Origin of the sequence: Humibacillus xanthopallidus, assembly GCF_044793955.1 — a bacterium.
Taxonomy (GTDB): domain Bacteria; phylum Actinomycetota; class Actinomycetes; order Actinomycetales; family Dermatophilaceae; genus Humibacillus; species Humibacillus xanthopallidus_C.
Map to the genome: position 1 here is coordinate 2,442,973 of NZ_CP084995.1, position 24,702 is coordinate 2,467,674.

General features: G+C 71.7%; 26 protein-coding genes. 18 read left to right on the plus strand and 8 right to left on the minus strand.

The window, feature by feature from the left end:
• The first annotated feature begins 15 nt into the window (after positions 1-15).
• The 7 genes from LG278_RS10780 to LG278_RS10810 all read left to right on the plus strand — a co-directional run bounded on the left by LG278_RS10780 (position 16) and on the right by LG278_RS10810 (position 7,714).
• Positions 16-402 carry an FKBP-type peptidyl-prolyl cis-trans isomerase gene (locus LG278_RS10780; RefSeq protein WP_404386950.1) on the plus strand — a complete coding sequence of 129 codons (387 nt, stop codon included), beginning with the start codon at positions 16-18 and terminating at the stop codon, positions 400-402.
• A 124-nt stretch (positions 403-526) separates the two neighbouring features.
• The gene (locus tag LG278_RS10785; RefSeq protein WP_404386952.1) at positions 527-1,510 is read left to right on the plus strand and encodes a helix-turn-helix transcriptional regulator; all 984 of its coding nucleotides are present in this window, start codon (positions 527-529) and stop codon (positions 1,508-1,510) included.
• Entirely contained in the window at positions 1,507-2,505 is a 999-nt protein-coding gene (locus tag LG278_RS10790) for a helix-turn-helix transcriptional regulator (protein ID WP_404386954.1), read from the plus strand. Before LG278_RS10785 ends, LG278_RS10790 begins: the two co-directional genes overlap by 4 nt.
• Positions 2,506-2,630: 125 nt before the next feature.
• Entirely contained in the window at positions 2,631-2,978 is a 348-nt protein-coding gene (gene tatA, locus LG278_RS10795) for a Sec-independent protein translocase subunit TatA (protein WP_404386956.1), read from the plus strand.
• Positions 2,979-3,020: 42 nt separating this feature from the next.
• Positions 3,021-3,827: a twin-arginine translocase subunit TatC gene (gene tatC / locus LG278_RS10800; RefSeq protein WP_404386958.1), complete on the plus strand. Its 807-nt coding sequence runs from the start codon at positions 3,021-3,023 to the stop codon at positions 3,825-3,827.
• A 9-nt stretch (positions 3,828-3,836) separates the two neighbouring features.
• The gene (locus LG278_RS10805) at positions 3,837-4,775 is read left to right on the plus strand and encodes a diacylglycerol/lipid kinase family protein (protein WP_404386960.1); all 939 of its coding nucleotides are present in this window, start codon (positions 3,837-3,839) and stop codon (positions 4,773-4,775) included.
• The gene (locus LG278_RS10810) at positions 4,772-7,714 is read left to right on the plus strand and encodes a DEAD/DEAH box helicase (RefSeq protein ID WP_404386962.1); all 2,943 of its coding nucleotides are present in this window, start codon (positions 4,772-4,774) and stop codon (positions 7,712-7,714) included. The genes LG278_RS10805 and LG278_RS10810 overlap by 4 nt, the downstream gene beginning before the upstream one ends.
• Positions 7,715-7,798: 84 nt before the next feature.
• Here the strand turns inward: LG278_RS10810 and LG278_RS10815 are convergent, their stop codons facing one another.
• The 3 genes from LG278_RS10815 to LG278_RS10825 are packed head-to-tail and all read right to left on the minus strand — an operon-like array spanning position 7,799 to position 8,855.
• Positions 7,799-7,984 (minus strand): hypothetical protein, encoded by a 186-nt coding sequence (locus LG278_RS10815; protein ID WP_404386964.1) that lies wholly within the window; start codon positions 7,982-7,984, stop codon positions 7,799-7,801.
• Positions 7,981-8,532, minus strand: coding sequence for a hypothetical protein (locus LG278_RS10820; RefSeq protein ID WP_404386965.1), 552 nt, complete (start codon positions 8,530-8,532; stop codon positions 7,981-7,983). The genes LG278_RS10815 and LG278_RS10820 overlap by 4 nt, the downstream gene beginning before the upstream one ends.
• On the minus strand, positions 8,529-8,855 hold the full coding sequence (locus LG278_RS10825) for a lipid asymmetry maintenance protein MlaB (RefSeq protein WP_404386966.1): 327 nt from the start codon (positions 8,853-8,855) through the stop codon (positions 8,529-8,531). Before LG278_RS10825 ends, LG278_RS10820 begins: the two co-directional genes overlap by 4 nt.
• Positions 8,856-9,029: 174 nt before the next feature.
• Here LG278_RS10825 and LG278_RS10830 point away from each other — a divergent pair, with 174 nt between their 5' ends.
• From LG278_RS10830 to LG278_RS10840, 3 genes are read left to right on the plus strand one after another with little or no spacing between them, the layout of a single operon-like run.
• Positions 9,030-9,746: a response regulator gene (locus LG278_RS10830; RefSeq protein WP_404386967.1), complete on the plus strand. Its 717-nt coding sequence runs from the start codon at positions 9,030-9,032 to the stop codon at positions 9,744-9,746.
• Positions 9,743-11,152 (plus strand): ATP-binding protein, encoded by a 1,410-nt coding sequence (locus tag LG278_RS10835; RefSeq protein WP_404386968.1) that lies wholly within the window; start codon positions 9,743-9,745, stop codon positions 11,150-11,152. Before LG278_RS10830 ends, LG278_RS10835 begins: the two co-directional genes overlap by 4 nt.
• Positions 11,153-11,175: 23 nt before the next feature.
• Complete coding sequence (locus tag LG278_RS10840) at positions 11,176-11,790, plus strand: GerMN domain-containing protein (RefSeq protein WP_404386969.1); 615 nt, start codon at positions 11,176-11,178, stop codon at positions 11,788-11,790.
• Between the two features lie 23 nt (positions 11,791-11,813).
• Here the strand turns inward: LG278_RS10840 and LG278_RS10845 are convergent, their stop codons facing one another.
• From LG278_RS10845 to LG278_RS10855, 3 genes are all read right to left on the minus strand, one after another.
• Complete coding sequence (locus tag LG278_RS10845) at positions 11,814-13,205, minus strand: DUF2254 domain-containing protein (RefSeq protein WP_404386970.1); 1,392 nt, start codon at positions 13,203-13,205, stop codon at positions 11,814-11,816.
• Positions 13,206-13,269: 64 nt separating this feature from the next.
• The gene (locus tag LG278_RS10850; RefSeq protein WP_404386971.1) at positions 13,270-13,845 is read right to left on the minus strand and encodes a DUF664 domain-containing protein; all 576 of its coding nucleotides are present in this window, start codon (positions 13,843-13,845) and stop codon (positions 13,270-13,272) included.
• Between the two features lie 83 nt (positions 13,846-13,928).
• Positions 13,929-14,864, minus strand: coding sequence for a 5'-3' exonuclease H3TH domain-containing protein (locus LG278_RS10855; RefSeq protein ID WP_404386972.1), 936 nt, complete (start codon positions 14,862-14,864; stop codon positions 13,929-13,931).
• Between the two features lie 157 nt (positions 14,865-15,021).
• Here LG278_RS10855 and LG278_RS10860 point away from each other — a divergent pair, with 157 nt between their 5' ends.
• Entirely contained in the window at positions 15,022-15,480 is a 459-nt protein-coding gene (locus LG278_RS10860; protein ID WP_404386973.1) for an Lrp/AsnC family transcriptional regulator, read from the plus strand.
• A gap of 31 nt (positions 15,481-15,511) precedes the next feature.
• Here LG278_RS10860 and ybaK read toward each other — a convergent pair whose 3' ends face one another.
• Positions 15,512-16,012 (minus strand): Cys-tRNA(Pro) deacylase, encoded by a 501-nt coding sequence (gene ybaK / locus LG278_RS10865; RefSeq protein ID WP_404386974.1) that lies wholly within the window; start codon positions 16,010-16,012, stop codon positions 15,512-15,514.
• A gap of 3 nt (positions 16,013-16,015) precedes the next feature.
• Positions 16,016-17,458, minus strand: a complete 1,443-nt coding sequence (locus tag LG278_RS10870; RefSeq protein WP_404386975.1) for a KamA family radical SAM protein — start codon at positions 17,456-17,458, stop codon at positions 16,016-16,018.
• A 136-nt stretch (positions 17,459-17,594) separates the two neighbouring features.
• Here LG278_RS10870 and LG278_RS10875 point away from each other — a divergent pair, with 136 nt between their 5' ends.
• From LG278_RS10875 to LG278_RS10905, 7 genes are all read left to right on the plus strand, one after another.
• Positions 17,595-18,839, plus strand: coding sequence for an L-erythro-3,5-diaminohexanoate dehydrogenase (locus tag LG278_RS10875; RefSeq protein ID WP_404386976.1), 1,245 nt, complete (start codon positions 17,595-17,597; stop codon positions 18,837-18,839).
• Positions 18,836-20,455 (plus strand): lysine 5,6-aminomutase subunit alpha, encoded by a 1,620-nt coding sequence (locus LG278_RS10880; RefSeq protein WP_404386977.1) that lies wholly within the window; start codon positions 18,836-18,838, stop codon positions 20,453-20,455. The genes LG278_RS10875 and LG278_RS10880 overlap by 4 nt, the downstream gene beginning before the upstream one ends.
• A complete protein-coding gene (locus tag LG278_RS10885) occupies positions 20,452-21,195 on the plus strand; it encodes an OAM dimerization domain-containing protein (RefSeq protein WP_404386978.1) in 744 nt (247 codons plus the stop codon). Before LG278_RS10880 ends, LG278_RS10885 begins: the two co-directional genes overlap by 4 nt.
• Entirely contained in the window at positions 21,192-21,647 is a 456-nt protein-coding gene (locus tag LG278_RS10890) for a hotdog domain-containing protein (RefSeq protein ID WP_404386979.1), read from the plus strand. Before LG278_RS10885 ends, LG278_RS10890 begins: the two co-directional genes overlap by 4 nt.
• Positions 21,648-21,738: 91 nt before the next feature.
• Positions 21,739-23,367, plus strand: a complete 1,629-nt coding sequence (lnt, locus tag LG278_RS10895; RefSeq protein ID WP_404386980.1) for an apolipoprotein N-acyltransferase — start codon at positions 21,739-21,741, stop codon at positions 23,365-23,367.
• Positions 23,348-24,139 carry a polyprenol monophosphomannose synthase gene (locus LG278_RS10900; RefSeq protein WP_404386981.1) on the plus strand — a complete coding sequence of 264 codons (792 nt, stop codon included), beginning with the start codon at positions 23,348-23,350 and terminating at the stop codon, positions 24,137-24,139. The genes lnt and LG278_RS10900 overlap by 20 nt, the downstream gene beginning before the upstream one ends.
• Complete coding sequence (locus LG278_RS10905; RefSeq protein WP_404386982.1) at positions 24,136-24,672, plus strand: FxsA family protein; 537 nt, start codon at positions 24,136-24,138, stop codon at positions 24,670-24,672. The genes LG278_RS10900 and LG278_RS10905 overlap by 4 nt, the downstream gene beginning before the upstream one ends.
• Positions 24,673-24,702: the final 30 nt, after the last annotated feature.

Below are 24,702 nucleotides of genomic sequence, written 5' to 3' on the forward strand. Positions count from 1 at the left end.
GAAGGGAAACGCAGCATGGCACTCGACCCAGACCGCACCAAGCCCGAGATCGACTTCCCCGAGGGTGAGGCTCCGGCCGACCTGCTCATCGAGGACGTCATCGACGGCGACGGCCGCGAGGCCAAGGCGGGTGACACCGTCAGCGCACACTACGTCGGTGTCGCGCACTCCACTGGTGAGGAGTTCGACTCCTCGTGGAACCGGGGTGCGCCGCTCGACTTCCGCCTCGGCGTCGGCATGGTCATCCCCGGGTGGGACAAGGGCATCGAGGGCATGAAGGTGGGCGGCCGGCGCAAGCTGACGATCCCGCCGCAGCTGGCCTACGGCGACCGCGGCGCCGGTGGCGCCATCGCCCCCGGCGAGACGCTGATCTTCGTCGTCGACCTCGACGACGTGCGCTGAGGCGGACCTCGCCACCAGCACGACACGCAGGTATGCCGTGGGGCCCGGCCCCACGGCATACCTGCGTCTGCGTCGGGTAGCGTCGGACTGCCCACCCGCCAGCGACTGCCCAGGAAGGTCGTCGATGAGCCCCGCGTCTGCCTCGGCCGAGAAGACCGAACGGCTGCTCAACCTCATCCTCGCGCTCAAGTCGGCGCGGCGACCGGTCTCGAAGCAGCGGATCCGCGAGTCGCTTCCCGCCTACGCGGCGGCGACGTCGGACGAGGCCTTCGACCGCATGTTCGAGCGCGACAAGGACGAGCTGCGCGAGATGGGCATCCCCATCACCACGACGGTGCTGGACGTGCTCTTCGACGACGAGGTCGGCTACCGCATCGACCCGAGCGAGACGACCCTGCCGGCCATCAGCTTCGAGCCCGACGAGGTCGCGGCCCTTGCTCTCGCGGCGCGGGCGTGGTCGACGGCGAGCATCTCCGGCGCGGCGTCGGCCGGGTTGCGCAAGCTGCGGTTGTCGGGCGTCGAGATCGACGAGTCCGTGGCGGCCGGGGCCGAGCCGCGCATCCGCACCAAGGAGCCGGCCTTCGAGGCCGTGCACGCGGCCGTGTCGGCCCTGCAGCCGATCACCTTCGACTACCGCAAGAACGACGGGGAGCTGACGACGCGCCGCGTCCAGCCGTGGGCCCTCAAGAACTGGCACGGGCGCTGGTACCTCACCGGTTTCGACCTCGACCGCGACGACGACCGCGCCTTCCGGCTCAGCCGCTTCGAGGGCGCGGTGCGCAAGATGGGCCGGGCCGGCAGCTATGCGGTGCCCGAGGGCCACGAGCCGGAGGTCTCCCTCGAGCAGCAGGTCTCCGAGCCCGAGGGCACCGCCGTCGTGCTGCTGCGTCACGGTCGGGGGCACACCCTGCGCCGGCACGCCGTCGCGGTCACCGAGCTCGACGAGCGCTGGTCGCAGGTCGAGGTGCCCTACTGGCGCGGCTCGACCGAGCGCGACGTCGTCGCCCTCGGCCAGCACGCCGTGGCGATCTCGCCGCCCGAGCTCGTCGAGGCCGTGCGGTCGACGCTGACCGCCGCGGCCGAGGCCAACGAGCGGACGTCCGCATGAGCGCGGCCCGCTCGGCCCGGCCGGCGCGCCGACCGCCCGAGACCGCGACCCAGCGGCTGGGCCGACTGCTCGACATGGTGCCGTGGCTCCTGCAGCACCGCGGGGTGCCGATCGAGGAGGCCGCGAGCGAGTTCGGGGTGAGCACCGAGCAGATCGTCGAGGACCTCGAGCTGCTCTTCGTCTGCGGCACCCCGGGCTACGGGCACGCCGAGCTCATCGACGCGTCGTGGGACAGCGGGCACGTCTACCTCGACAACGCCGACGACATCGCGGCCCCGATGCGCCTCACCCGCGACGAGGCGGTCACCCTCACCGCGGGACTGCAGGCGCTCGGGTCGAGCCTCGTCGGCTCCGACGTCGCCGACCGCACCCTCGCCAAGCTGAGGGCCGCCGCCGCGACGACCGTCGACGACCCCGCGGGACGCATCGCCCTCGACCTCGACGACGGCAGCCAGCACCCGGCGATGGCGACGCTCAAGGAGGCCTTCGCCCGGGGTCGGCGCGTGCACCTGCGCTACTACGTCGCCACCCGTGACGAGTCGACCGAGCGCGACGTCGACATCATGCGCATCGTCAACCTCGACGGGCAGTGGTACGTCGAGGGCTGGTGCCACCGGGCCGAGGGCGTGCGGCTCTTCCGGCTCGACCGGATCGAGGACGCGCAGGTGCTGGGCGTCGACGGCACCCCGCCCGCAGGGGCCCGCCCCCGCGACCTCGACGACGTCTTCGTGCCCGGCGAGAACGACCTCACCGTCGTGCTCGAGGCGAGCCGGTGGGCGGCCTGGATCGCCGACTACTACCCGAACGAGGGTGTCGAGCGCGGTCCTGACGGCTCGCTGCGGGTCACCCTCAAGGTCGCCGACCCAGCCCTGGTGCGGCGCCTCGTGCTCCGCCTGGGGGGCGAGGTGCGTGTCGTGGAGCCGCCCGAGCTCGCCGACGCCGTCGCGCAGGAGGCGCGGGCTGCCCTCGCCGCCTACGACCGTCTCGACCCGTGATCCCCAAGGCATTTGGTGGGGGCACCGAGGGGTGACTCACCACACACCAACGTATGCTGGTCACTGCAGCGAGGATGCTGCGCCGACCCGGCCGACCGGACCGGACTTCGACGAGGAGTAGACACATGCCCAACCTGGGTGCCCCCGAACTGATCATCATCGCGATCGTCATCATCGCCCTGTTCGGATGGAAGAAGCTCCCCGACATGGCCCGCAGCCTCGGCCGCTCGGCCCGCGTCTTCAAGTCCGAGGTCGACGAGCTGAAGAAGGACGGCAAGCCCACGACGCCGAGCGAGGCGTCGCGCAGCACCGTCCCCGGTGACGTCGTCGACCACGCCGCCGAGGAGCGGCGGGTCGCCGACGAGCGCGTCGCCGAGGCCGAGCGCCAGGCCGCCGCCGCCCGTGCGGAGGCCGACCGCCTGCGTGCCTCGAGCCCCGAGGCGACCGACATCCGCCGCGACACGACCCTCTGAGTGGGGCGCCCACCGCGCCTTCCGCTGCACGGACGAACCTGAATGCCCTCCCTTCGACGCAAGCGCGACCCTGAGGGGCGGATGTCGCTCGGCGACCACCTCCGCGAGCTGCGCAACCGTGTCACCATCGCAGGCGTCGCCATCCTCGCTGGCGCAGTCCTCGGCTGGGTCTACTACGAGCAGGTCATCGACGCGCTGACCAAGCCGCTCCAGGACCTCCAGGCCGGCCGCGAAGGTGTCGTCAACATCAACTTCGCCGGCATGACCGACGCGTTCGCCCTGCAGCTGACGACGTCGCTCTTCGTCGGGCTGATCCTCGCTTCGCCGGTCTGGCTCTTCCAGATCTGGGGCTTCATCGTCCCCGGCCTGACGAAGAAGGAGAAGCTCATCGCGCGGCTGTTCGTCGTCGCCGCCGTGCCGCTCTTCCTTGCCGGGTGCTACTTCGCGTTCATCATGGTGCCCAAGGCCGTCGCCGTGCTGCTCGGCTTCACCCCCGACGGCGCCTACAACCTGCAGGACGGCTCGCAGTACCTCAACTTCGTCCTCAAGTTCATCATCGCCTTCGGCTGCGCGTTCCTGCTGCCGGTCTTCCTCGTGGCGCTCAACCTCGTCGGCATCCTGCCGGCGCGCGCCATGCTCAAGAGCTGGCGCCCGGCGATCATGATCATCTTCGTCTTCGCCGCGATCATGACGCCGACGCCTGACGCCTACACGATGATCTTCCTCGCCTCGCCGATGATCGTGCTCTACTTCGCATCGGTCGGCATCGCCTTCCTGCTCGACCGCCGCAAGGAGGAAACGAAGCCGGACTGGCTCGACGTCGCCGACGACCAGGCCTCTGCCCTGTAGCGTTCGGGTGTGTCCCACCGGCCCCACCGCGTCGCCCTGATCGTCAACCCGACGGCCGGCAAGGGTGCGGGCCGGCGGCTGGGTGAGGCCACCCGTGCGGCTCTCGTCGCGCGAGGTCACGCGGTGCTCGACGTCTCGGGCGTCGACTACGCGTCGGCCCGCGAGCACGGGGCGCGGGCCCTCGCGGACGGGGCCGAGACCCTCGTCGTCGTCGGGGGTGACGGCATGGCGCACCTCGGCACCAACCTCGTGGCGGGCACCCCCGCGCGGCTGCTCATCGTGGCCGGCGGCACCGGCAACGACGTCGCGACCAACCTCGGCCTGCCCGTGGGTGATCCCGCGGCAGCCGTCCGGCTGCTCGACGAGGGTGTCACGCGGGCCATCGACGCCGGGCGGGTGCGTCACGACGTGCTGGGGGAGCGGTGGTTCGCCGGCGTGCTCGGAGCGGGCTTCGACGCCGTCGTCAACGCCCGAGCGCAGCGGATGCGCTGGCCGCGCGGCCAGATGCGCTACAACCTCGCCATCCTGCGTGAGCTGCCGGTCTTCCGCCCGATCCCGTATGCCGTGGAGCTCGACGGGCACCGCATCGAGACCCGTGCGATGTTGGTGACCGTGGCCAACACGACGTCCTTCGGTGGTGGCATGCGGGTGTCGCCCGACGCCGACGTGACCGACGGCCTCTTCGACGTCATGATCGTGCACGAGCTGTCGATCCCCGCCTTCCTCCGGGTCTTCCCCAAGGTCTTCTCCGGCACCCACGTGAGCCATCCTGCGGTGGAGACACACCGGGCCACTCGCGTGCGCCTGGAGGCAGACGGCATACGCTCGCAGGCCGACGGTGAGATGTTCGCCGACCTGCCCATCGACGCCGAGGTGGTGCCGGGGGCGCTGCGCGTCGTCGTGCCCGCACCCGCGGGCGTCCAGACCGAGAAGGAGGTGGGGTCGTGATCGCGTCCTGGCCACAGCTGACCGAGTTCGCCGCCCAGCTCGACTTCCCGCTCGACGACTTCCAGGTCGAGTCGTGCCGCGCCGTCGAGGACGGGCGCGGGGTGCTCGTCGCGGCTCCCACCGGAGCGGGCAAGACCGTCGTCGGCGAGTTCGCCGTGCACCTGGCCCTCGCGACGGGACGCAAGGCGTTCTACACGACCCCGATCAAGGCGCTGTCCAACCAGAAGTACGCCGACCTCGTGCGCCGCCACGGCGCCGACCGGGTCGGCCTGCTGACCGGTGACGCCTCGATCAACGGCGAGGCCCCCATCGTCGTCATGACGACCGAGGTGCTGCGCAACATGATGTATGCCGGCTCGACCACCCTGCGGGGGCTCGGTTGGGTCGTCATGGACGAGGTCCACTACCTTGCGGACCGCTTCCGCGGCGCGGTGTGGGAGGAGGTCATCATCCACCTGCCGCCCGACGTCAGCGTCGTGTCGCTGTCGGCGACCGTGAGCAACGCCGAGGAGTTCGGCGCCTGGCTCGGCGAGGTGCGCGGTGACACGGAGGTCGTCGTCTCCGAGCACCGACCGGTGCCGCTCTGGCAGCACATGATGGTCGGGCAGTCGATGTTCGACCTCTTCGTCGAGCAGGTCGACGGTGCGGGCGACGACGACGGGCCTGCGACCTCCGGTGCCTCCGAGGTCGCGCCCGGCCTCGTGCCCGTGACCGTCAACCCCGACCTCGTGCACGCCATCCGCGGCAACGAGGGGCGCGGCGCGTGGGACTCCCACTGGGTGAGCAACCGCGGCGGCCGCGCGAAGGGACGCGGCAAGGGTGGGTCGCGCGGTCGCGACGACTGGTCGGGCACGGGCCGGCGCGACGGCCGCGGCTCACCGGGCGGCTCACGCGGTCAGGGCGGATCCGGTGGTCGGGGTGACCGGCAGGCAGGTGGACGAGACGGCGGCCGTGGGGGACCGGGCGGCGGTGACGGCGGCCGCGCCTTCGTGCGCGGCGGTCGCCCGGGTGGCGGCGCGAGTCGCTACGAGGTCATCGAGCGGCTCGAGCGTGAGGGGTTGCTGCCGGCGATCACGTTCATCTTCAGTCGGGCCGGCTGCGAGGCCGCGGTGGGCCAGCTGCTGGCCAGCGGGATGCGCCTCATCGATGAAGCCGAGGGCGAGCGCAACCGTCGGGTCGTCGAGGAGCGCATCCAGGGTCTCGCCGACGAGGACCTGTCGGTGCTCGGCTACTGGGACTTCGCCGATGGCATCGCCCGAGGTTTCGCTGCGCATCACGCCGGCATGCTGCCGACCTTCCGCGAGATCGTCGAGGAGCTCTTCACCGCCGGGCGCATCAAGGCCGTCTTCGCCACCGAGACGCTCGCCCTCGGCATCAACATGCCGGCCCGCACCGTCGTGCTCGAGAAGCTGGTGAAGTTCAACGGCGAGAGCCACGTCGACATCTCACCGGCCGAGTACACCCAGCTGACCGGGCGCGCCGGCCGCCGGGGCATCGACATCGAGGGCCACGCCGTCGTGCTGTGGAACCGGGGGCTCGACCCGGCCGCCGTGGCCGGTCTCGCGTCGACCCGCACGTATCCGCTGCGCTCGAGCTTCCGGCCGACCTACAACATGGCCGTCAACCTCGTGCGCCAGTTCGGCCGCGACACCGCGCGCGACATCCTCGAGACGTCGTTCGCGCAGTTCCAGGCCGACCGGGCCGTCGTCGGCTTCGTGCGCACCGTGCGCCGCAACGAGGAGGCCCTCGCCGGTTACGAGGAGTCGATGCGCTGCCACCTCGGCGACTTCCGCGAGTACGCCGCGCTCCGCGACCAGATCCGAGAGCTCGAGCGCGACGGGGCCAAGCGCCGGTCGGCGTCGCTGCGCGAGGACGCCGCAGGGTCGCTCGAGTCGCTCAAGATCGGCGACATCGTGCGCATCCCGGCCGGTCGACACAGCGGCCTGGCCGTCGTCGTCATGCCCAACCGGGGTGGTCGTGGCGAGGCGGCCTCCCCGGCGGTCGTCACCGAGGACCACCACCTGCGACGGCTGACCCTGCACGACGTGCCCACCCCGCTCGAGCCGCTGGGCACGATGCGGGTGCCCAAGCAGTTCAACGCCCGCAACCCCAAGGCCCGCCGCGACCTCGCGGCGACGCTGCGGGCCCAGATGCCGCACGACCCGCCACCGCGGCGGCGCGCCGCGGTCGATGTCACCGACCCCGGCTCCGACCGCATCGACGAGCTGCGGCGCCAGATGAAGGCCCACCCCTGCCACCAGTGCCCCGACCGCGAGCACCACGCTCGCTGGGCCGAGCGCTGGTGGCGGCTGCGGCGCGAGACCGACGGTCTGCAGCGCAAGATCGACGGGCGCACCAACTCGGTGGCCAAGACCTTCGACCGCATCTGCGCGCTGCTCGTCGACATGGGCTACCTCGGCGAGGGCGGCACGACCATCACGTCCGAGGGCGACCGGCTGCGCCAGCTCTACACCGAGAAGGACCTGCTCGCGGCCGAGTGCCTGCGCGAGGGCCTCTGGAAGCGGCTGGACCCGCCGTCACTGGCCGCCATCGTGTCGACGCTCATCCACGAGCCGCGCCGCGAGGAGGGCGGGCTCACCCCCCGGTGGCCCAACGACGACGTGCGCGAGGCCTACGACCGCATGATCGCCCTCTGGAGCGACCTGGAGGACGCCGAGGGCGCCCTGGCACTGCCGCGCACCGGTATGCCGGACGGCGGGCTCGCGTGGGCCGTGCACCGGTGGGCGAGCGGCCAGCGCCTCGAGGACGTGCTGCGCGGCACCGACCTCGCGGCCGGTGACTTCGTGCGGCGCTGCAAGCAGGTCATCGACCTGCTCGGCCAGCTCACCGATGCAGCCGACCCGGCCCTCGCGGCGGTGGCGCGATCCGCGAGCGACAAGGTGATGCGCGGCGTCGTCGCGGCCGACCGCCTGGACTGAGCACGCCCACGGTGGGCCGCGGCACCGTCGGCGTGCGAGACGACTTTAGGGTGCGGAGGTCCTGGGCACAGAGGCCGGGTCTGATCACCGGGCGAGGACCGACACCGGCTCCCAGGCGTTGCGTCGGGTGATCTCCGCGAGGTCGGCGAGGCGGGCCCGCGCATCGAGGGCGGCCGACTCGTCCTGGCGGGCCAGCGCCTCGCGAAGTCGGCGCTCGGCGAGCACACGCTCCTCTCGCAGCGCAGCGGCGAAGGCGGGGCAACCGGTCATGAGAACTCCGTTCTGCTGGACGGGGTGTCGAGGTGAACAGGGCTGATCAGCGCACCGCAGCCGATCGGGATCTCCGAGAAGACGGTCTCCAGCACGGAGACCGGAGAGGTGTTGAGGACGCGGTGGGGGAGCTCTCGCAGCACGCTGACGAGGGCCGGCGGCAGCGTGTCGAAGGCTGCGGCGGACAGGACGAGGAGTCGCTCGCCGGGCTCCACGACGGCGGTCCCGGCCTCCGACGGCGTGCTCGGCACCAGCACGGTGCGCGTCGATCCGACGAGCAGCACCGGGGGAGCGGCGAGTGCCGTGACGATGACGCGGCCGCCTCCGCCGCAGCGGACGGTCGTGCAGCAGGGTCCGTGCCCGTCCGGGGCGTGTCGGTCGTCCTCGCCACCGGAGCCCTCGTGGTCGCCCACGCAGACCACGACGGCATCGGCCGACCGCGTCACCTCTGCGAACCCACCCGGCTGCTTGAGGACGGTGACCTCCCACCGGGCGTCGACCGCATCGTGGTCGGTGACCCGCACGGGGCGGGCTGTCACGATCGTCATCGCGCACCGCCTCCCGGCCGCGTGCGCTCTGTCTCCACCATGCCGCAGCGGCGCATGACACTACGGTTGCGGCTGCTCGGGTTGGCCACGCGCATCTCCACCCCGTGCATCAGACAGAGTCGCTTGACCCTCAGGAGGGCAGCCACGGTCACCGACGAGAGCCGTTCGACCGCTGCGACGTCGACGGTCACGGTGCCGTGACCGCTGAGCAGGATCCCGGGCAGGTTGGTGCGCAGTGCGCTGAGGTCGCGCAGCAACGTCCGCTGGTCGAGGACCACCTCGAGGGCAGGGCCGCCGTCGTGCTCCACCGTCTCGACCGTCATGGCATCCTCCTTCGGCACCGTCCACGGGCTCTGCGACCCGGGTTGAGCGACGTCTTCAGGCTGGCGGTCCCACATCACGACCACCGTCACAAGTACTTGTCAGTTGTGTGACAACTGCTCCGATGGCCCGGGCCGGGCGCACCGATGGCCCGCGCGGCTGAGACGATGGCGGACATGCGCCCTCGCCTGCTCGTCCTGGAGGACGACGACGGCATCCGCACCGCCCTGCGGCTGTCGATGGAGGACGAGGGCTACGACGTCGTCGACTGCGCCGACGCGGAGAGTGCCCTCGCGTCCGTGCGCGACGCCGCCCCCGATCTCATGCTCGTCGACCTCATGCTCGGTGGAATGGACGGTTTCTCGTTCATCCGCGCGGTGCGACCGCTGAGCGCCGCACCCATCATCGTCGTCAGCGCGCGGTCCGACACCCACGACATCGTCGCGGCGTTGGAGGCCGGGGCCGACGACTACGTGACCAAGCCCTTCGAGGTCAAGGAGCTGAGCGCGCGGCTGCGTGCGCTGCGGCGTCGGCCGCCCGTGGCGGCGCCCGCCGACGTCGAGCGGACGAATGCGACCACAGGGCTCGTGCTCGACGCCGGTCATGGTCCTCTGGTGCTCGACGAGGCGGCGGGAGTCCTGCGCAGAGGCGACGATCCGGTGCACCTCACCGTCACCGAGTTCCGCCTGCTGGGCGAGCTGGCGGGCGCTGCGGGGCGCGTGCTGAGCAGGCGGGTCCTGCTCGAGAGCGTCTGGGACCGCGGCTACTTCGGGGACGAGCGCATCGTCGACGTGCACGTGCGCCGACTGCGCACGAAGATCGAGCGCGATCCCGGCACCCCGGGCCTGCTCGTGACGGTCCGGGGCCTCGGCTACCGGCTCGATCCACAGTGAGGCCCTGGAGCAAGCCCTTCGGGCTGCGAGCAACGGTCACGGTCTCGTTCGCTGCCGGCGCGCTCCTGCTCTCGACGCTGCTGGCGGCCGGCACCTACATCGCGGCGCGGCACTACCTCGTCGACCAACGCGAGCGCCTCGCCCTGCGTCAGGCGTATGCGGACGCCTCCTTCGTGCGCGACGGCCTGCTCACCGCCGGAGCCCGGGAGGGCGAGGTGATCGGGGCGCTGTCGCCTCCCTCGAGCTCGGACGTGCTGCTGCTCCGTGACGGGCAGTGGTTCTCCTCGGCCCTCGGTGATGGCTCCGACACGGTGCCACCGGCGGTGGCGCAGCGGGCCGCCGACGGTGTCGTCAGCCTCGCCTGGACACGCACCAGCGGCGGCCCTTCCGTCGTGGTCGGCGTCCCGCTGCCGGCGGTCGACGCCCAGTTCTTCGAGGTCTCCTCCACCTCGGAGCTCGCCGAGACGTTGCGGACCCTCTCCATCGTGCTGACGATCGCAGCCGTGCTGACGACCGTGGGTGGGGGCCTGCTCGGCCGGGCCGCGGCCCGGCGGCTGCTCGTGCCCCTCGACACGATCAGCTCGGCCGCGGCCGACATCGCCGTGGGGCGCCTCGACACCCGGCTGCCCGGCACCGAGGACCCGGACCTCGCCGTGATCGTGGGCTCGTTCAACAGCATGGTCGAGACGCTGCAGGAACGGATCGAGCGTGATGCGCGCTTCGCTGCCGATCTGAGCCATGAGCTGCGCTCCCCGCTGACCACCCTCTCGACCAGCGTCAACGTGCTCCTGCACCGCCGCGACGACCTGTCGGAGCGAGGTCAGCAGGCGCTCGATCTCGTGGCGGCGGAGCTGGAACGGCTCAAGCAGGCCCTCGAGGACCTGCTCGAGCTCGGCCGTCTCGATGCGGGCGTCGCGGGCCGAGACCTCGTGGAGACCGACCTCGCAGACCTCGTCGGCCACGTGCTCGCCGAGAGCCGACGCCCGGTGTCTCTGCTGCACGGAGCAGGTGACGACGGGACCGCACTGCCGGTACTCGTGGACCGGGCCCAGATCAAGCGTGCCCTGCTCAACCTCTTCGCCAACGCCGACACCCACGGTGAAGGCCTGACGGCGGTGACCGTGGGACGTCGCAACGAGCAGGCGCTCGTCGTCGTCGACGACGCCGGGCAGGGCGTCGCCGCGAGCGACCGCGAGCGCATCTTCGAGCGCTTCGCCCGAGCGGGCTCGCGCGGCTCCCGGCCCGGAACCGGTCTGGGGCTCAGCCTCGTCGAGGAGACCGTCCGCGCCCACGGAGGGACCGTCTGGTGCACGGAGTCACCGAGCGGCGGCGCGCGTTTCGTCATTCGGCTGCCACTGCTCCACGACGACGCCACGAGTGCGCCGCTCGACCGGGAGACCACATGAGGGGGGCGGGCGGCAGAAGGTGGGTGCGCGGCAGGAGGGCTGCCGCAGCGGCGCTCCTCTGCCTGCTGTCCGCGGCATCCTGCGGGCTACCCGATGCCACGACCCCGCTGGAGCTCGACCCCCGCGACGTGCCCTATCGCCTCCTCAGTCCGAGCGCAGGGCCCTCGGCCACCCAACCACCGTCGACACGCACCACGACACCCGAGGTCTACCTCCTCGACGGTGACGGTCGGCTCGTCCCCGTCGGGGCGGCGCAGGCGGCGAGCGGGCTCGTGCCGGTGCTCGGGGGTGTGCTCTCGCGACTGGCGGCGGGACCGCGTGAGGCCGAGCGCGCCTCAGGGCTGGCCTCGGCCCTCGGACCGGACGTGCGCCTGACCCTTGTCGGCGTCACCGACGGCACGGCGGTCATCGAGGTCGACCTGGGCGAGCAGGACCCGTCGGCCAGCCGACTGCCGCTGGCCGTCGGGCAGGTGGTGCTCAGCGCGACCTCCGTCGAGGGGGTCGCCCGCGTGCAGCTCATCCAGGGCGGATCGCCCATCGAGGTGCCCCTGCCCGACGGCGCCCTCACGCTCGGACCGGTGACCGCCGGCGACTACGCGGCCCTCCTCGGTGCCACCGAGTCCCTGGGCCCCCGCTGAGCCCGTGCACCGGTGCGGAGCTCTCAGCCGTGCGCGGACCGCGAGGACGGTGTCGGACCTGCCGTGGTGACGCGTCGTGACAGCTCGGTGAGGCCGGCCAGGGTCACGGCATCGAAGTCCGATCCCGAGACCGTGTGGTCGAGGCGACCGCGCTCCCGCTCCACGAGCCACGCGTCAGCGGGCGAGACGCGCCAGGACAGCTCGGCGAGCAGGCGATAGAGGCGGGCGACGACGAGGGGGTCTGCGGCGCCATATCGGCGGATCTGGGTGAGCGACATCTCGACCAGGTGCTCGAGGTCCGGCCGGTGGAGCACCACGCGCGATCCGTCGTCACCCCGTGACTCGACGGGCCCGAGCTCGGCGTCCGCGAGCTCGCCGAGCAGCGCCGAGACGTGCCCGAGGGCGTGGACGGCCGTCGTCGGGTCGTTGATGCCGGGTGAGAGGGCCTTGGTCGTCACGTCGGTCAGCTGGCGCAGACCGAAGCCCACGTCCTGGGCCGCCGTGCGCTCGGTGCCGGTCCGCAGCGCCGACCCCACGGCCCGGCGCACCTCCTCGGGGACCGTGCCGGGGAAGGTGCCGGGGATCTCGGCGGACAGAGTGGCCGCGTCGCCGGGCCCTGCCGGATCAGGGTGGAGCGACCCGACCGGAGTGCCCTCCACGACGAAGTCACCCGGCATGGCGGTGAGCACGACGACCGATCCGGTCGCCCTCGACACGTCGAGCAGCTCGTCCGCATCGACGCTCAGGAGGAAGCCCGACGTCGTCGCCAGCAGGGGCTGCCCGACGCCGGTCGGCACGGTGACGGCCGGACGCCCCTCTCCGCGAGGAGGCAGCACGGAGCGCAAGGTCCCCGATGCGTCACGTCGCACCTGGTGCAGCATCGTCTCGACCCGGATCTGCCGAGTCAGGTGCGCGAGGAAGAGCACGAGCGCGATGACGCTGACCATCGCGAGCACGTAGGAGGTCGTGACCGAGATCCTCGGAACGAACGGCTCCTGGCCGTCGTCGCCGGAGCGCACCGACCGCAGGACCGTCAGGGAGTAGGCGAAGGTCGCGAGGAAGAGCGCGAGCGTGCTCTGGACGAAGAGGTCCTGGGTGAAGGTGCGCAGCAGCCGCGGCGAGAACTGGCTGCTCGCCAGCTGGAGCGTCACCACGGTGAGCGAGAACGTCAGGGACGTCACCGTGATCAGCGAGCTCGCGACGGCATCGAGCACGGTGCTGGCCGAGCCCGCGTCGCCACCGAAGAGCACGGTGTCGGCCCACCCCGACAGGCCGGCATCGACCGAGGCATCCACCCTCGGCAGGACCAGCCCGAGGGCGATCGCCGCCGTCACGGCGAGCGTGGGCAGGGGCCACAGCTGGGTGCGGACCGCGTCGCGCACCGTGCGGATCGCCGTGCTCGGCCCGGACGTCATCAGCCGACCCTAGCGGTGCTCCTCACCCCGACCACGTGCCTGACCGAGTGAGGTCGTCCGTGCCTCACCTGTCGGCTGGCACCGACGGCGTCCAGCCCGCGGGCGGGTCCTCGCCGACGCGCCCGTCGACCGCCTCGCGGATGAGGTCGGCGTGGCCCGTGTGGCGGCCGTACTCCTCGACGAGGTCGCACAGCAGGCGACGCAGGTTGGCGTGGTTGCCCTCGGCGTCGTGGGCGGCGATGGCCTGGTCGAGCCCTCCGCGGGCGAGGACCGCAGCCAACCGGGCGCGTGAGCGTGCGATGGCACCGTCCCAGACGGCATACAGCTGCGTGGGGGTGTCATCGGCTGCCGACGTGAACTCCCAGTCGTTGCTGCCGTCCCACCCCCAGCCCCGCCACGGTTCGCCGATCGGCTCACCGGTGAGCTTGGAGGTGAAGTGGTGATCCTCGGCGGCTGCGAGGTGCTTGAGGAGGCCGCCCAGGGTGAGCGTGGAGGAGCCGATGCTCGTGTCGAGCCCGACGGCGTCGAGGCCGTCGGCCTTCCAGCGGAAGGTCGCCCTCAGACGCTCGAGCGCACCGACGACCTGCTCGGTCTCGGTGCCGGCCAGCGGGGGCTCCCAGGGGGTCGCGTCGGAGGTCATGGCCCCACGCTAGGGCGAGGTGGTGACGCACCGGGGCGTGCAGGCCGCGCGATCCCAGCCGACCTGCCGACCTCAGCCCGACCTCAGTCGATCCGAAGGGCGTTGACGACGCGGTCGAACGACGACGTGAGTCCGTGCTCGATAGCGAGACGCGACATCAGGGTCGGGTCGGCCACGGAGCGGGGCGTCGCGAGGTCGACGTCGGGCACGGGCGCATCGCGCACGACCTCGACGACGCGCGGGGCGACGTCGAGATAGGCCGTCGCGGCCTCCAGCCGGGCTCGCTGGGCCCCCTTGAGCGCCGGGTCGCCCCCGTCGATCGCCGCACGGAGCGCCGCCAGCGTGCCGTAGGTCGTGATCAGCTTGGCGGCCGTCTTCTCCCCGATGCCGGCGACGCCGGGCAGCCCGTCGCTCGTGTCGCCGCGCAGCACCGCCATGTCGGCGTAGGCGGCGCCCGTGCCGACGCCGTACTTCTCGGCGATGAAGGCCTCGTCGACGAGGTCGGGGGAGCGCACACCGCCGCGGGCGGTGTAGAGCACCCGGATCGAGTTCGCGTCGTCGACGAGCTGGAAGAGGTCACGGTCACCGGTCACGACGTCGACGGGCATCCGGCCACGGAAGCTCGTCGTCAGGGTGCCGATGACGTCGTCGGCCTCGTGGCCGTCGATGCCGACCCGGGCGATGCCGAGCGCCGCGAGCGCGTCGACGATGATCGGCACCTGCACCGAGAGGGCGTCGGGCACCGTCTCGCCGTCGAGCGCCTCGTCGCCGGGCTCGGCCACCCGGTGCGCCTTGTAGGACGGGATGGCCTCGACGCGGAAGGCCGGCCGCCAGTCGTTGTCCCAGCAGGCGACGAGGTGGGTCGGACGGCCCCGCTCGACGAGTGAGGCGATCATGTCGAGGAAGCCGCGCACCGCGTTGGTCGGCACGCCGCTCGGGCCGATCACCTCGGGCACGCCGAAGAAGGCGCGGAAGTAGAGCGACGCGGAGTCGAGGAGCAGGGCGCGCTGGTTCGGCATGGGCCCGAGACTACCGACGAGGACGTGCCCCGGGCGCGCCACGGGTGGCGTGCGGAGGGTGCACGGAGGGGGCACGGACGGGGAGCGGAGCAGCGCCCGAGTACCGGGATGAGGGATGACCCAGCGGGGCGGCACGTCGTGGTCTACCCTCACGCGCATGGAGGATCTCGACCGCCGGCTCGTCGGACTGCTGCTCGCCGACGGCCGGATGAGCTACACCGACCTCGGCAAGGCCACTGGCCTGTCGACCTCGGCCGTGCACCAGCGGGTGCGCCGCCTCGAGGAGCGCGGGGTGATCACCGGCTACGCGGCGACCGTGTCGCCCGAGGCGCTGGGCCTCTCGCTCACCGCTCTCATCTCCGTGACCCCTTTCGACCCGAGCGCGCCCGACGACGTGCCCCAGCGGCTCGCGCACATCACCGAGATCGAGGACTGCCACTCGGTCGCGGGTGTCGAGAGCTACATCCTCAAGGTGCGCGTCGGCACGCCGGGCAACCTCGAGGACCTTCTCGCGCGCATCCGCTCGGCTGCCAACGTGTCGACGCACACGACCGTCGTCCTGTCGACGCCGTGGGAGGGTCGCAGCGCCTCGGCGACCCCTCGCGAGAAGGACTGAGCCGCAAGCCCGCCCAGCGGCACCACCTCGTTCAGGCGCGGCCGATCGATGCTCGCACTGCCCGCGTGGCGCTCGCTAGGTCGGTGGGGGAGAGCTCGATGTCGAAGCCGCGTCGCCCGCCGGAGACGAAGACCGTCTCGAAGCCGTATGCCGTGTCGTCGAGCACCGTCGGGAGGGCGCGCTTCTGCCCGACGGGGGAGATGCCGCCCACGACATAGCCCGAGCTGCGCTCTGCCGCAAGGGGATCGGCCATCGTCACACTCTTCACGCCGAGCGCCGACGCGATCGCCTTGAGGTCGAGCTGGCCGGCGACGGGGACGATGCCCACGGCGAGGCCCGGCGCTGTGTCGACCAGCAGGGTCTTGAAGATCCTCCGCGGGTCGACCCCGAGGAGCGCTGCGGCCTCGAGCCCGAAGCTGGCCGCAGACGGGTCATGGTCGTAGGCATGCCGGGTGTACGGGACCTCGGCACGGTCGAGCGCGAGGGTCGCCTGGGTGGTGGGGCCACCGGCGTCCTTGCGCTGGCGCGCCATCCGTCAGATGAGCTGTGACTCGGAGACGGCCCGGCTCGTGGCCGCCTGGTCCGTGGAGTCGGCCAGCAGTGCCTCCTGGTCGACCGACTTGTGCCACCACTTCTGGCCCGACTCGGGCAGGGTGTAGATCGGGTCGTAGTAGACGTACTCGCGCGACATGGCCTCGGTGTCATCGCCCTCGATCGAGGTGCGGTAGTTCTTGCGCCAGTAGGAGATTCCGCGCTCGGTGTCGTACTCCTCGACCTGGTGCACCCAGCGCTTGCCGACGAAGGGCACGTCGCAGACGATGCGCGGCGTCGAGAAACCGGGGAGGTAGCCCATCATCGAGTGCTGGAGGTGCTGCGCCTCGGCGAGCGAGAGCCGCCAGTGCTCGGCGAAGGGGATCATGTCGCACATGTAGAAGTAGTAGGGCGTGATCTGGGCGCCGTCGGCCAGCCCGAAACACAGGTCGAGGAGCTGCTCCGTCGTGTCGTTGACGCCCCGCATGAGCACCCCCTGGTTGCGCACGTCGCGCACTCCGGCGTCGAGCATCGCCTTGGAGGCCCGGGCGACCGAGGGCGTGAGCGACTGGGCGTTGTTGACGTGCGTGTGGATCGCGAGGGAGACGCCCCGCGAGCGCGCCTTGGCCGACACCCGGGCCACGCCCTCGACGACGTCGTCGGCGAACCAGTGCTGCGGCAGGCCCATCAGGGCCTTCGTCGCCAGCCGGATGTCGCGGATGTTCTCGATGTCGAGGAGCTGGTCGATGAAGGCCTCGAGGTTCTTCCACGGCATGTTGGCGACGTCGCCGCCGGAGACGACGACGTCACGCACGACGGGGGAGGTGCGCAGGTAGTCGAGCATCGCGGCATACCGGTCGACGGGCTTGAGGTCGAACTTCAGCTTGGCGACCTGGGGGGTCGAGTTGCCGACGAGGTCCATGCGGGTGCAGTGCCCGCAGTACTGCGGGCAGGTGGGGAGCAGCTCGGCCAGCACCTTGGTGGGGTAGCGGTGGGTGAGCCCCTCGGCCACCCACATGTCGTGCTCGTGCAGGGAGTCGCGCGAGGCGTGCGGGTGCGACGGCCAGTCGGTGCGCCGGTCGGAGAAGACCGGCAGCATGTAGTTGCGGATGGGGTCGGCATAGAACGCGTCGGTGAAGTCGTGGCCGGCCGACGGCATCGACGTGTCGGTCGACGGCACCATGGTGTTGAGCATCTGCGGCGGCACGAGCATCGACATCGTCGCGCGCTCGCTCTGGTCCTTGGCGAGGTCGTCGTAGAAGCGCTCGTCGAGCAGGTCGCCCATGAGGGCTCGCAACTGCTTGATGTTCCTGACACAGTTGACCCGCTGCCACTGCGCGCTGTCCCAGTCCGCCTGCGTCACGCCGACCCAGCCGGGGAAACGTGTCCAGTCGGGCTCGACGAGCTCGCGGCGGCGGTACTCGTACGGCTGCTCAACCATGCCCATGCGCGACACAGTAACGTCAGCAGGGGGCAGGCTCAAACATGTCCATACCACGGATTCGTAAAGAATCGCCTTGGTCGCCCCTATGCTGACGGATGATCTGCGCCACAGCACTGCTGAGACAGAAGGATTTGTGATCGTGTCGGACCCGCTGCCCACCCCGGCAGACCTGCCCGCAGCCCCCCGCGTGTCGTCGCCCTCCTCGCCGGTGGGCCTGCACCGAGTGCTCGAGCCCACGGGAGATGCCATCACCCTGCCGCAGGCGGCCCGGCGACTCGACGCTCGCGCGGAGCTGTGGCCCGACGAGGTGCGCATCGCCGTCGAGACGCTCAACCTCGACGCCGCGAGCTACCGCCAGCTGGCCGGCAAGCACACGGTCGACGGAGCGCTCGACGGTGCCGCCCTGCGCGCCGAGGTGCTCGACATCGTCGCGACGCGCGGCAAGATGCAGAACCCCGTCACCGGCTCCGGGGGCATGCTCATCGGCACGGTCGACGCCGTCGGTCCGCAGAGCCCGCTCGGCCTGCGTGCCGGCGACCGGGTGGCGACCCTCGTGTCGCTGTCGCTCACGCCGCTGTGCCTCACCGACGGCCTGGCCGGCTGGGACGGGCGCTCGGAGCAGGTGCCTGCCGCGGGCCACGCCATCCTCTTCGGCCGGAGCATCGCCGCGCGGCTGCCCGACGATCTCGACCCCCACCTGGCACTGATGGTCATGGACGTGTGCGGTGCGCCCGCCCTCGTCGAGCGGGTCGTGGGGGAGTATGCCGCCCGCGACGTCGCGCCCACCGTGGCCGTGCTCGGGGCGGCGGGCAAGTCGGGGTCGCTCTCGCTCGCCGCCGCTCGCCGAGCGGGCGCCGGGCGCCTCATCGGCGTCGTGCCGGTCGAGAGGGAGCGCCTGCTGCTCGAGCCGACCGGGCTCGCCGACGAAGTGGTGCTCGCAGACGCCCGCAGCCCCCTGGGCCTGTCCGCCGCCTTCGAGGCCGCAGGCGGACCCGCCGACATCACCGTGGTCTGCGTCGACGTGCCGGGCTGCGAGCAGCCGGCGATCCTCTCGACCGCGCAGGGCGGCACGATCATCTTCTTCAGCATGGCCACCAACTTCGCCGCAGCTGCCCTCGGCGCCGAGGGTCTCGCGGCCGACGTGCGCATGCTCGTCGGCAACGGCTACGTGCCCGGCCATGCCGACCTCGCACTCTCCCTCCTGCGCGAGGTGCCGGCCGTGCGGACGCTCTTCGAGTCCCGTCTCGCCGCCGAGTCCGGATCGCCCACCCCCCCGCCCCCGCAACACACCGAGCAGTCGTCAACGGCGGCAGGTGTTACCGGTGGGGGTTCGCAGCTGCTCGGTGTGTTGCCGCGTGAGGCGGGGGAGGGGAGCGCCCGATGAGTCGCACCGAGCCGCTCCTGCACCTCGACCTGGCCGTGGTGCAGCGGGCGCGGGCACTGGCACACCGGGCCGCGTCGCCGGTCGTCGAGCTCGCCCAGAGCCACACGACCGTCTCGGTCGAGCGAGCGACGCTGCGCCTCGCCGGCCTGTCCGGCGCCGACCACGAGCGGGTGCCGTGGGTCAACCACCTCGTGACGGCGGTGCGCGAGGAGGTCGGTCTCGAGCACGGCGTCACGACGCCCGTCTACGACGCGCTCCTGCGCGGTGAGGCCCCCGACCTGACGACCCTCGCCCAGAAGGCCGCGAGCGGCAACGTCTCGTTCCGCCTGCCGACCGGGCGAGAGGCGCAGGCCGCGCGCCGAGCCGCGACGAAGGGCGTCGCGGTCGGCCTGCGCACGATCGACCGCTCACGCGCCACGCGCGACCGGCTGATCAAGCGCCACGGCGACCCGAAGTCCCGGCCCTGGATCTACCTCATCGTCGCGACGGGCGACATCTACGAGGACATCCCGCAGGCCCAGGCGGCCGCCCGCGAGGGAGCCGACGTCATCGCCGTCATCCGCTCGACGGGGCAGTCCCTGCTCGACTACGTCCCCGAGGGCGCCACGCGCGAGGGGTTCGCCGGCACCTACGCGACGCAGGAGAACTTCCGGCTCATGCGGGCCGCGCTCGACGACGTGAGCAAGGAGCTCGGCCGCTACGTCCGGCTGACGAACTACGCCTCGGGGCTCTGCATGCCCGAGATCGCGGCCCTCGCCGGCATGGAGCGTCTCGACATGATGCTCAACGACTCGATGTACGGCATCCTCTTCCGCGACATCAACCCGGTCCGCACGTTCGTCGACCAGCGCTTCTCGCGCCAGGTCCACGCCCGCGCCGGCATCATCATCAACACCGGCGAGGACAACTACTTGACGACGGCCGACGCCGTCGACGCCGCCCACACAGTCACGGTGAGCCAGCTGCTCAACGAGTGCTTCGCCAAGGAGGCCGGCCTCGAGGACTGGCAGCTCGGCCTCGGGCACGCCTTCGAGATCAACCCCGAGATCCCCGACAGCTTCCGGCTCGAGCTGGCCCACGCGCTGCTCGCCCGCCAGCTCTTCCCGGACGCCCCCCTCAAGTGGATGCCGCCGACGAAGCACATGACGGGCGACATCTTCCGCGGCTACCTCCTCGACGGCTTCTTCAACCTCGTCGGGGCCATGACGGGCCAGGGCATCCTTCTCGTCGGCATGATGACCGAGGCGGTGGTCACGCCGTTCCTCTCCGACCGCGACCTCGCGCTGCAGAACGTGCGCTACGTCATGAATGCCGCCAGCGGGCTCACCGAGGACTTCCACCCCCCGCGCGACGGCTTCATCCAGACGCGGTCGCGCCAGGTGCTCTCGGAGGCCGTCGACCTGCTCGACCGCATCGTCAGCGACTCCGACTCGGCCGGCGACCCGCCCCTGCTGGCCGCCATCGCGGACGGCACCTTCGGCCTGATGCATCGACCCGCCGACCGAGGCAAGGGTCTCGAGGGTGTGGTCCGGCGGGCCGACGGCTATGACAACCCGGCCATCACGGCGCTCGACGCCGGCGTGCCGGCGTCGACGAAGAAGGGCGAGAAGCCTTGAGCAGCAACATCGTCCGCCCCTACGGCGACACCACCGGTGACGGCATGATGCAGGTGTCCTTCACCCTGCCGCTGCCCCACGACAAGCTCGCCGAGGGAGCTGCGCTCCAGCTCGCGCGCAAGATGGGACTCGACCCGGCGCTGCTCGTGCACGCCAAGGCGATGGGGCCCGACTTCACCTTCTTCGTCGTCTACGGCAGCTCGACGCACCTGGTCAACCTCGACGACGTGCACGTGGTCGAGCGCGAGTATCCGCTGCTGTCGGCCAAGGACGCCAACCTCGCGATCCGCAAGCAGCTGCGCCGCAAGCTCGTCGTCGTCGGCGCGTGCATCGGCACCGACGCCCACACCGTCGGCATCGACGCCATCCTCAACATCAAGGGGTTCGCCGGTGAGAAAGGTCTCGAGTACTACCGCGAGATCCGGGTGGTCAACCTCGGGGCGCAGGTGCTCGTGCCCGAGCTCGTCGCCCGCGCCCGGGCGGAGAAGGCCGATGCCGTGCTCGTGAGCCAGGTCGTCACGCAGAAGGACGCCCACATCCACAACACGACCCAGATGTCGGCCGCCTTCCGCGAGGCCTACCCCGCGGGGCAGGTGCCGATCCTTATCGTCGGAGGTCCGCGCTTCGAGGAGGGCTCGGAGGGAGCGCTCGGCGTCGACCGGATCTTCGGTCGCGGCACGACGCCCGGCGAGGTCGCGAGCTACCTCGTGCACGAGATGACCGAGCGGAAGGGGCGATGACCGTGTCCGAGCCGGCCGGCCCGGCTGCCCCGGGCGAAGACGCCGCATCGACGCCGCGCGCCGCGCGCCGCACCCGGGCGGAGGTGGGCCTGCGCGTCGTGCACCGTCGCTACGTGCCGTATGCCCATGCGCACTACGCCGGCAACCTCGTCGACGGCGCGTACTCGCTCGCCGCCTTCGGCGACGTCGCGACCGAGATGTGCATCCGCACCGACGGCGACGAGGGCCTCTTCGCCTCCTACAGCGACGTCCAGTTCCGCGAGCGCATCAAGGCGGGCGACGTCATCGAGATCAGCGCCGAGATCGTGCGGGTCGGGTCACGCTCGCGTGAGCTCGTCTTCGAGGTGCTCGTCGTCGGCCGGGGGCACCCCGAGCGCAGCGAGTCCTCCGCCGAGATGCTCGACCCACCGGTCGTGGCCACGACGGCTCGCGGCACCGTCGTCGTCCCCTGACCGGCCACCCGTGGTCAGGAGCAGAACCCAGCTACGCGGGCCCGTCGGGGGGCACGCGGTGGGCGAGGCCCCCCGAGCGTACGGTGACCTCGTGCGTCGTGACCGTGGGCAGCTCGTGCTGAGGCTCGTCGTCGCCCTCGGCGGCGGCGGGCTGCTCTGTCTCGCCTTCCCGAGCTTCGACGTCTGGGTCGTGGCCCCGTTCGCGATGGCGCTGCTCGCGTGGTCCGCGACGGGTCTGGGAGCCCGCCGGGGCCTCCTCGCCGGCGTCCTCTTCGGGCTGGCCTTCTTCGTGCCCACCCTCAGCTGGTCGGGGATCTACGTCGGGGCGCTTCCGTGGCTGGCGCTGGCCACCCTCGAGTCGCTCTTCGTCGGCATGGCGGGGGCGCTCTACGGCTGGCTGAGCAGGGCCGGCCGGGTGCGGCCGCTCGCCTTCGCCCTCGTCTGGGTCGTCACCGAGGGCTTCCGAGCCCGTGCTCCCTACGGCGGGTTCCCCTGGCTCAAGCTGGCCTTCAGCCAGGCCGACTCGCCGGTCGGGCGCCTCGTCGCGCTGGGCGGCGCGCCCTTCGTCGGCTTCGTGATCGCGCTGGTCGGGGGGCTGCTCGCGCTCCTGGCGCACCGTCTGCTGACGGCCGGGCACCACCGCTCCGGTATGCCGTGGCGTCCGCTCGCGCTGCCCTTTGCCGCAGCGCTCGGGCTCACGGTCGCAGGCCTCGCCGTGCCACTGCCCACCGATGGGCAGGCGGCGCAGTTCCTCGGAGTGCAGGGCAACGTGCCGCGCGCCGGCCTCGACTTCAACGCTCAGCGCAGGGCCGTCCTCGACAACCACGTCGCCGCCACCTGGCAGGCGCAGGCCGACATCGAGGCGGGGCTCGCGCCGACCCCCGACCTCGTCGTGTGGCCCGAGAACGCGTCCGACATCGACCCGGTGCGCAACGCCGACGCCGCCGACGAGATCGCGGCGACCGTGTCGAGGCTGGGCCGTCCGCTCGTCGTCGGCGGGCTGCTCGAGGAGCCTCCCGGCCAGGTCTCGAACGTCTCGCTGCTCTACGAGCCCGACAAGGGCATCACCGACAGCTACGTCAAGCGCCACCCGGTGCCGTTCGCCGAATACATCCCCAACCGCGCCTTCTTCCGGATCTTCAGCGCGGAGGTCGACCGCGTGAGCCGCGACTTCGTGGCCGGTCCGTCGGTCGGGGTCTTCGACGTCGTCGGCACCGCCGGACAGCAGATCCGGGCGGGCGTGGCCATCTGCTTCGAGGTGGCCTACGACGACATCATGCGTGACGCGGTGACCGCCGGGGCCAACGTGCTGCTCGTGCAGACCAACAACGCGACGTTCGGCTTCACGGCGGAGTCGGCCCAGCAGCTGGCGATCAGCCGCGTGCGGGCGATGGAGTTCGGACGATCCATCGTCCACGTGTCGACGGTCGGCCAGAGCGCGCTGATCACCCCGGATGGAACTGCCCACCAGGTGACGTCGTTGTTCACACAGGCCCTCGTGCAGGGGGCTCTACCATTGCGGGACGCCACGACCGTGGCGACCCGCGTGGGGGAGTCCCCCGAGTGGGCAGCCGCGGCCGGGCTGGTGCTGCTCCTGCTCCTGCGGGTCAGGAGCAGCGGGTCGGGCCCGGACCCGCAGCACCGCAGGGACGACAGCACCGCCGACAGCACAGATGTCAGCACAGAGGACAAGGAAGCGCATGACCGTGACGCAGCGTGAGCCGGTGACGAAGGTTGCCGTGCTCATCCCGACCTACAACGAGCGGGAGAACCTGCCCGGGATCGTCGCGCGCGTGCGCGCCGCCGTCCCCACGGCCGACGTCATCGTCCTCGACGACAACTCGCCCGACGGCACGGGTGACCTCGCCGACGGCCTGGCCGCGGGCGACCCCCAGGTGCGGGTCGTGCACCGCCCGGGCAAGCAGGGCCTCGGCCAGGCCTATCTCGCCGGCTTCGCGATCGCACTGGATGAGGGCTACGACGCCGCGGTCGAGATGGATGCGGACGGCTCGCACCAGCCCGAGCAGCTGCCTGCGATCCTCGACGCGCTGGCCGACGCCGACCTCGCCATCGGGGCCCGCTGGGTCAAGGGCGGCGAGGTGCGCAACTGGCCGATGCGGCGCAAGGTGCTGTCGGTCGGTGCCAACATCTACACCAAGGTCATGCTCGGCATGCACGTCAACGACGCGACGGCCGGCTATCGCGCCTACCGCACGAGTGCTCTGCGCACGATGGGTCTCGCCGGCGTCGAGTCGCACGGCTACTGCTTCCAGATCGATCTGACGCTGCGAGCCGTGCGGTCGGGGCTGCGCGTCGTCGAGGTGCCGATCACCTTCATCGAGCGTGAGATCGGGGTCTCCAAGATGGGCAACGACATCGTGCGCGAGGCCCTGACCAACGTCACGAAGTGGGGCATCGAGCACCGCGTCGGGCAGCTGCGCGGCGTCGTCGGCCGGGCCCGCGAGCGGGTGCCGGCGGGGGAGCGCTCATGACCACCGCGCCCAGCCCGAGACGGCGCGGCCTGCGACCCACGCGCGTGGCCGCCGTGCTGCTGCTCCTCGTCCCTGTGATCGAGATCATGGTCATGCTCGCCGTCGGTCAGGCGATCGGCGGCTGGCCGACCTTCCTGCTGCTCATCGCCACCTCGGCCCTCGGGGCGCTGCTCATCAAGCGCGAGGGTGGCCGGGCCTGGCGCGCCCTGGGCCAGGCACTGCGAGACGGGCGGATGCCGGCGCGAGAGCTGGCCGACGGGATCGTCGTGCTCGTCGGCGGCGCCCTGCTGCTCGTCCCCGGCTTCGTCACCGACGTCTTCGGTCTCCTGCTCGTGCTGCCCTTCACCCGCCCGATCGCGCGGTCTCTGCTCGCAGCCGTGATCAGCCGGCACATGGTCGCGCAGGTCGAGGTCTTCGGGGCGACGACCGTCACCGACCGCCCGGCGTGGGAGCAGCAGGAGCCGCCCCGCGGTCCGCGTCGCTCCGGGTCGAGCGACGAGGTGGTCGAGGGCGAGATCATCGACGAGGACTGACCGATAGGTCAGGTCCGCCCGTCAGCGCCC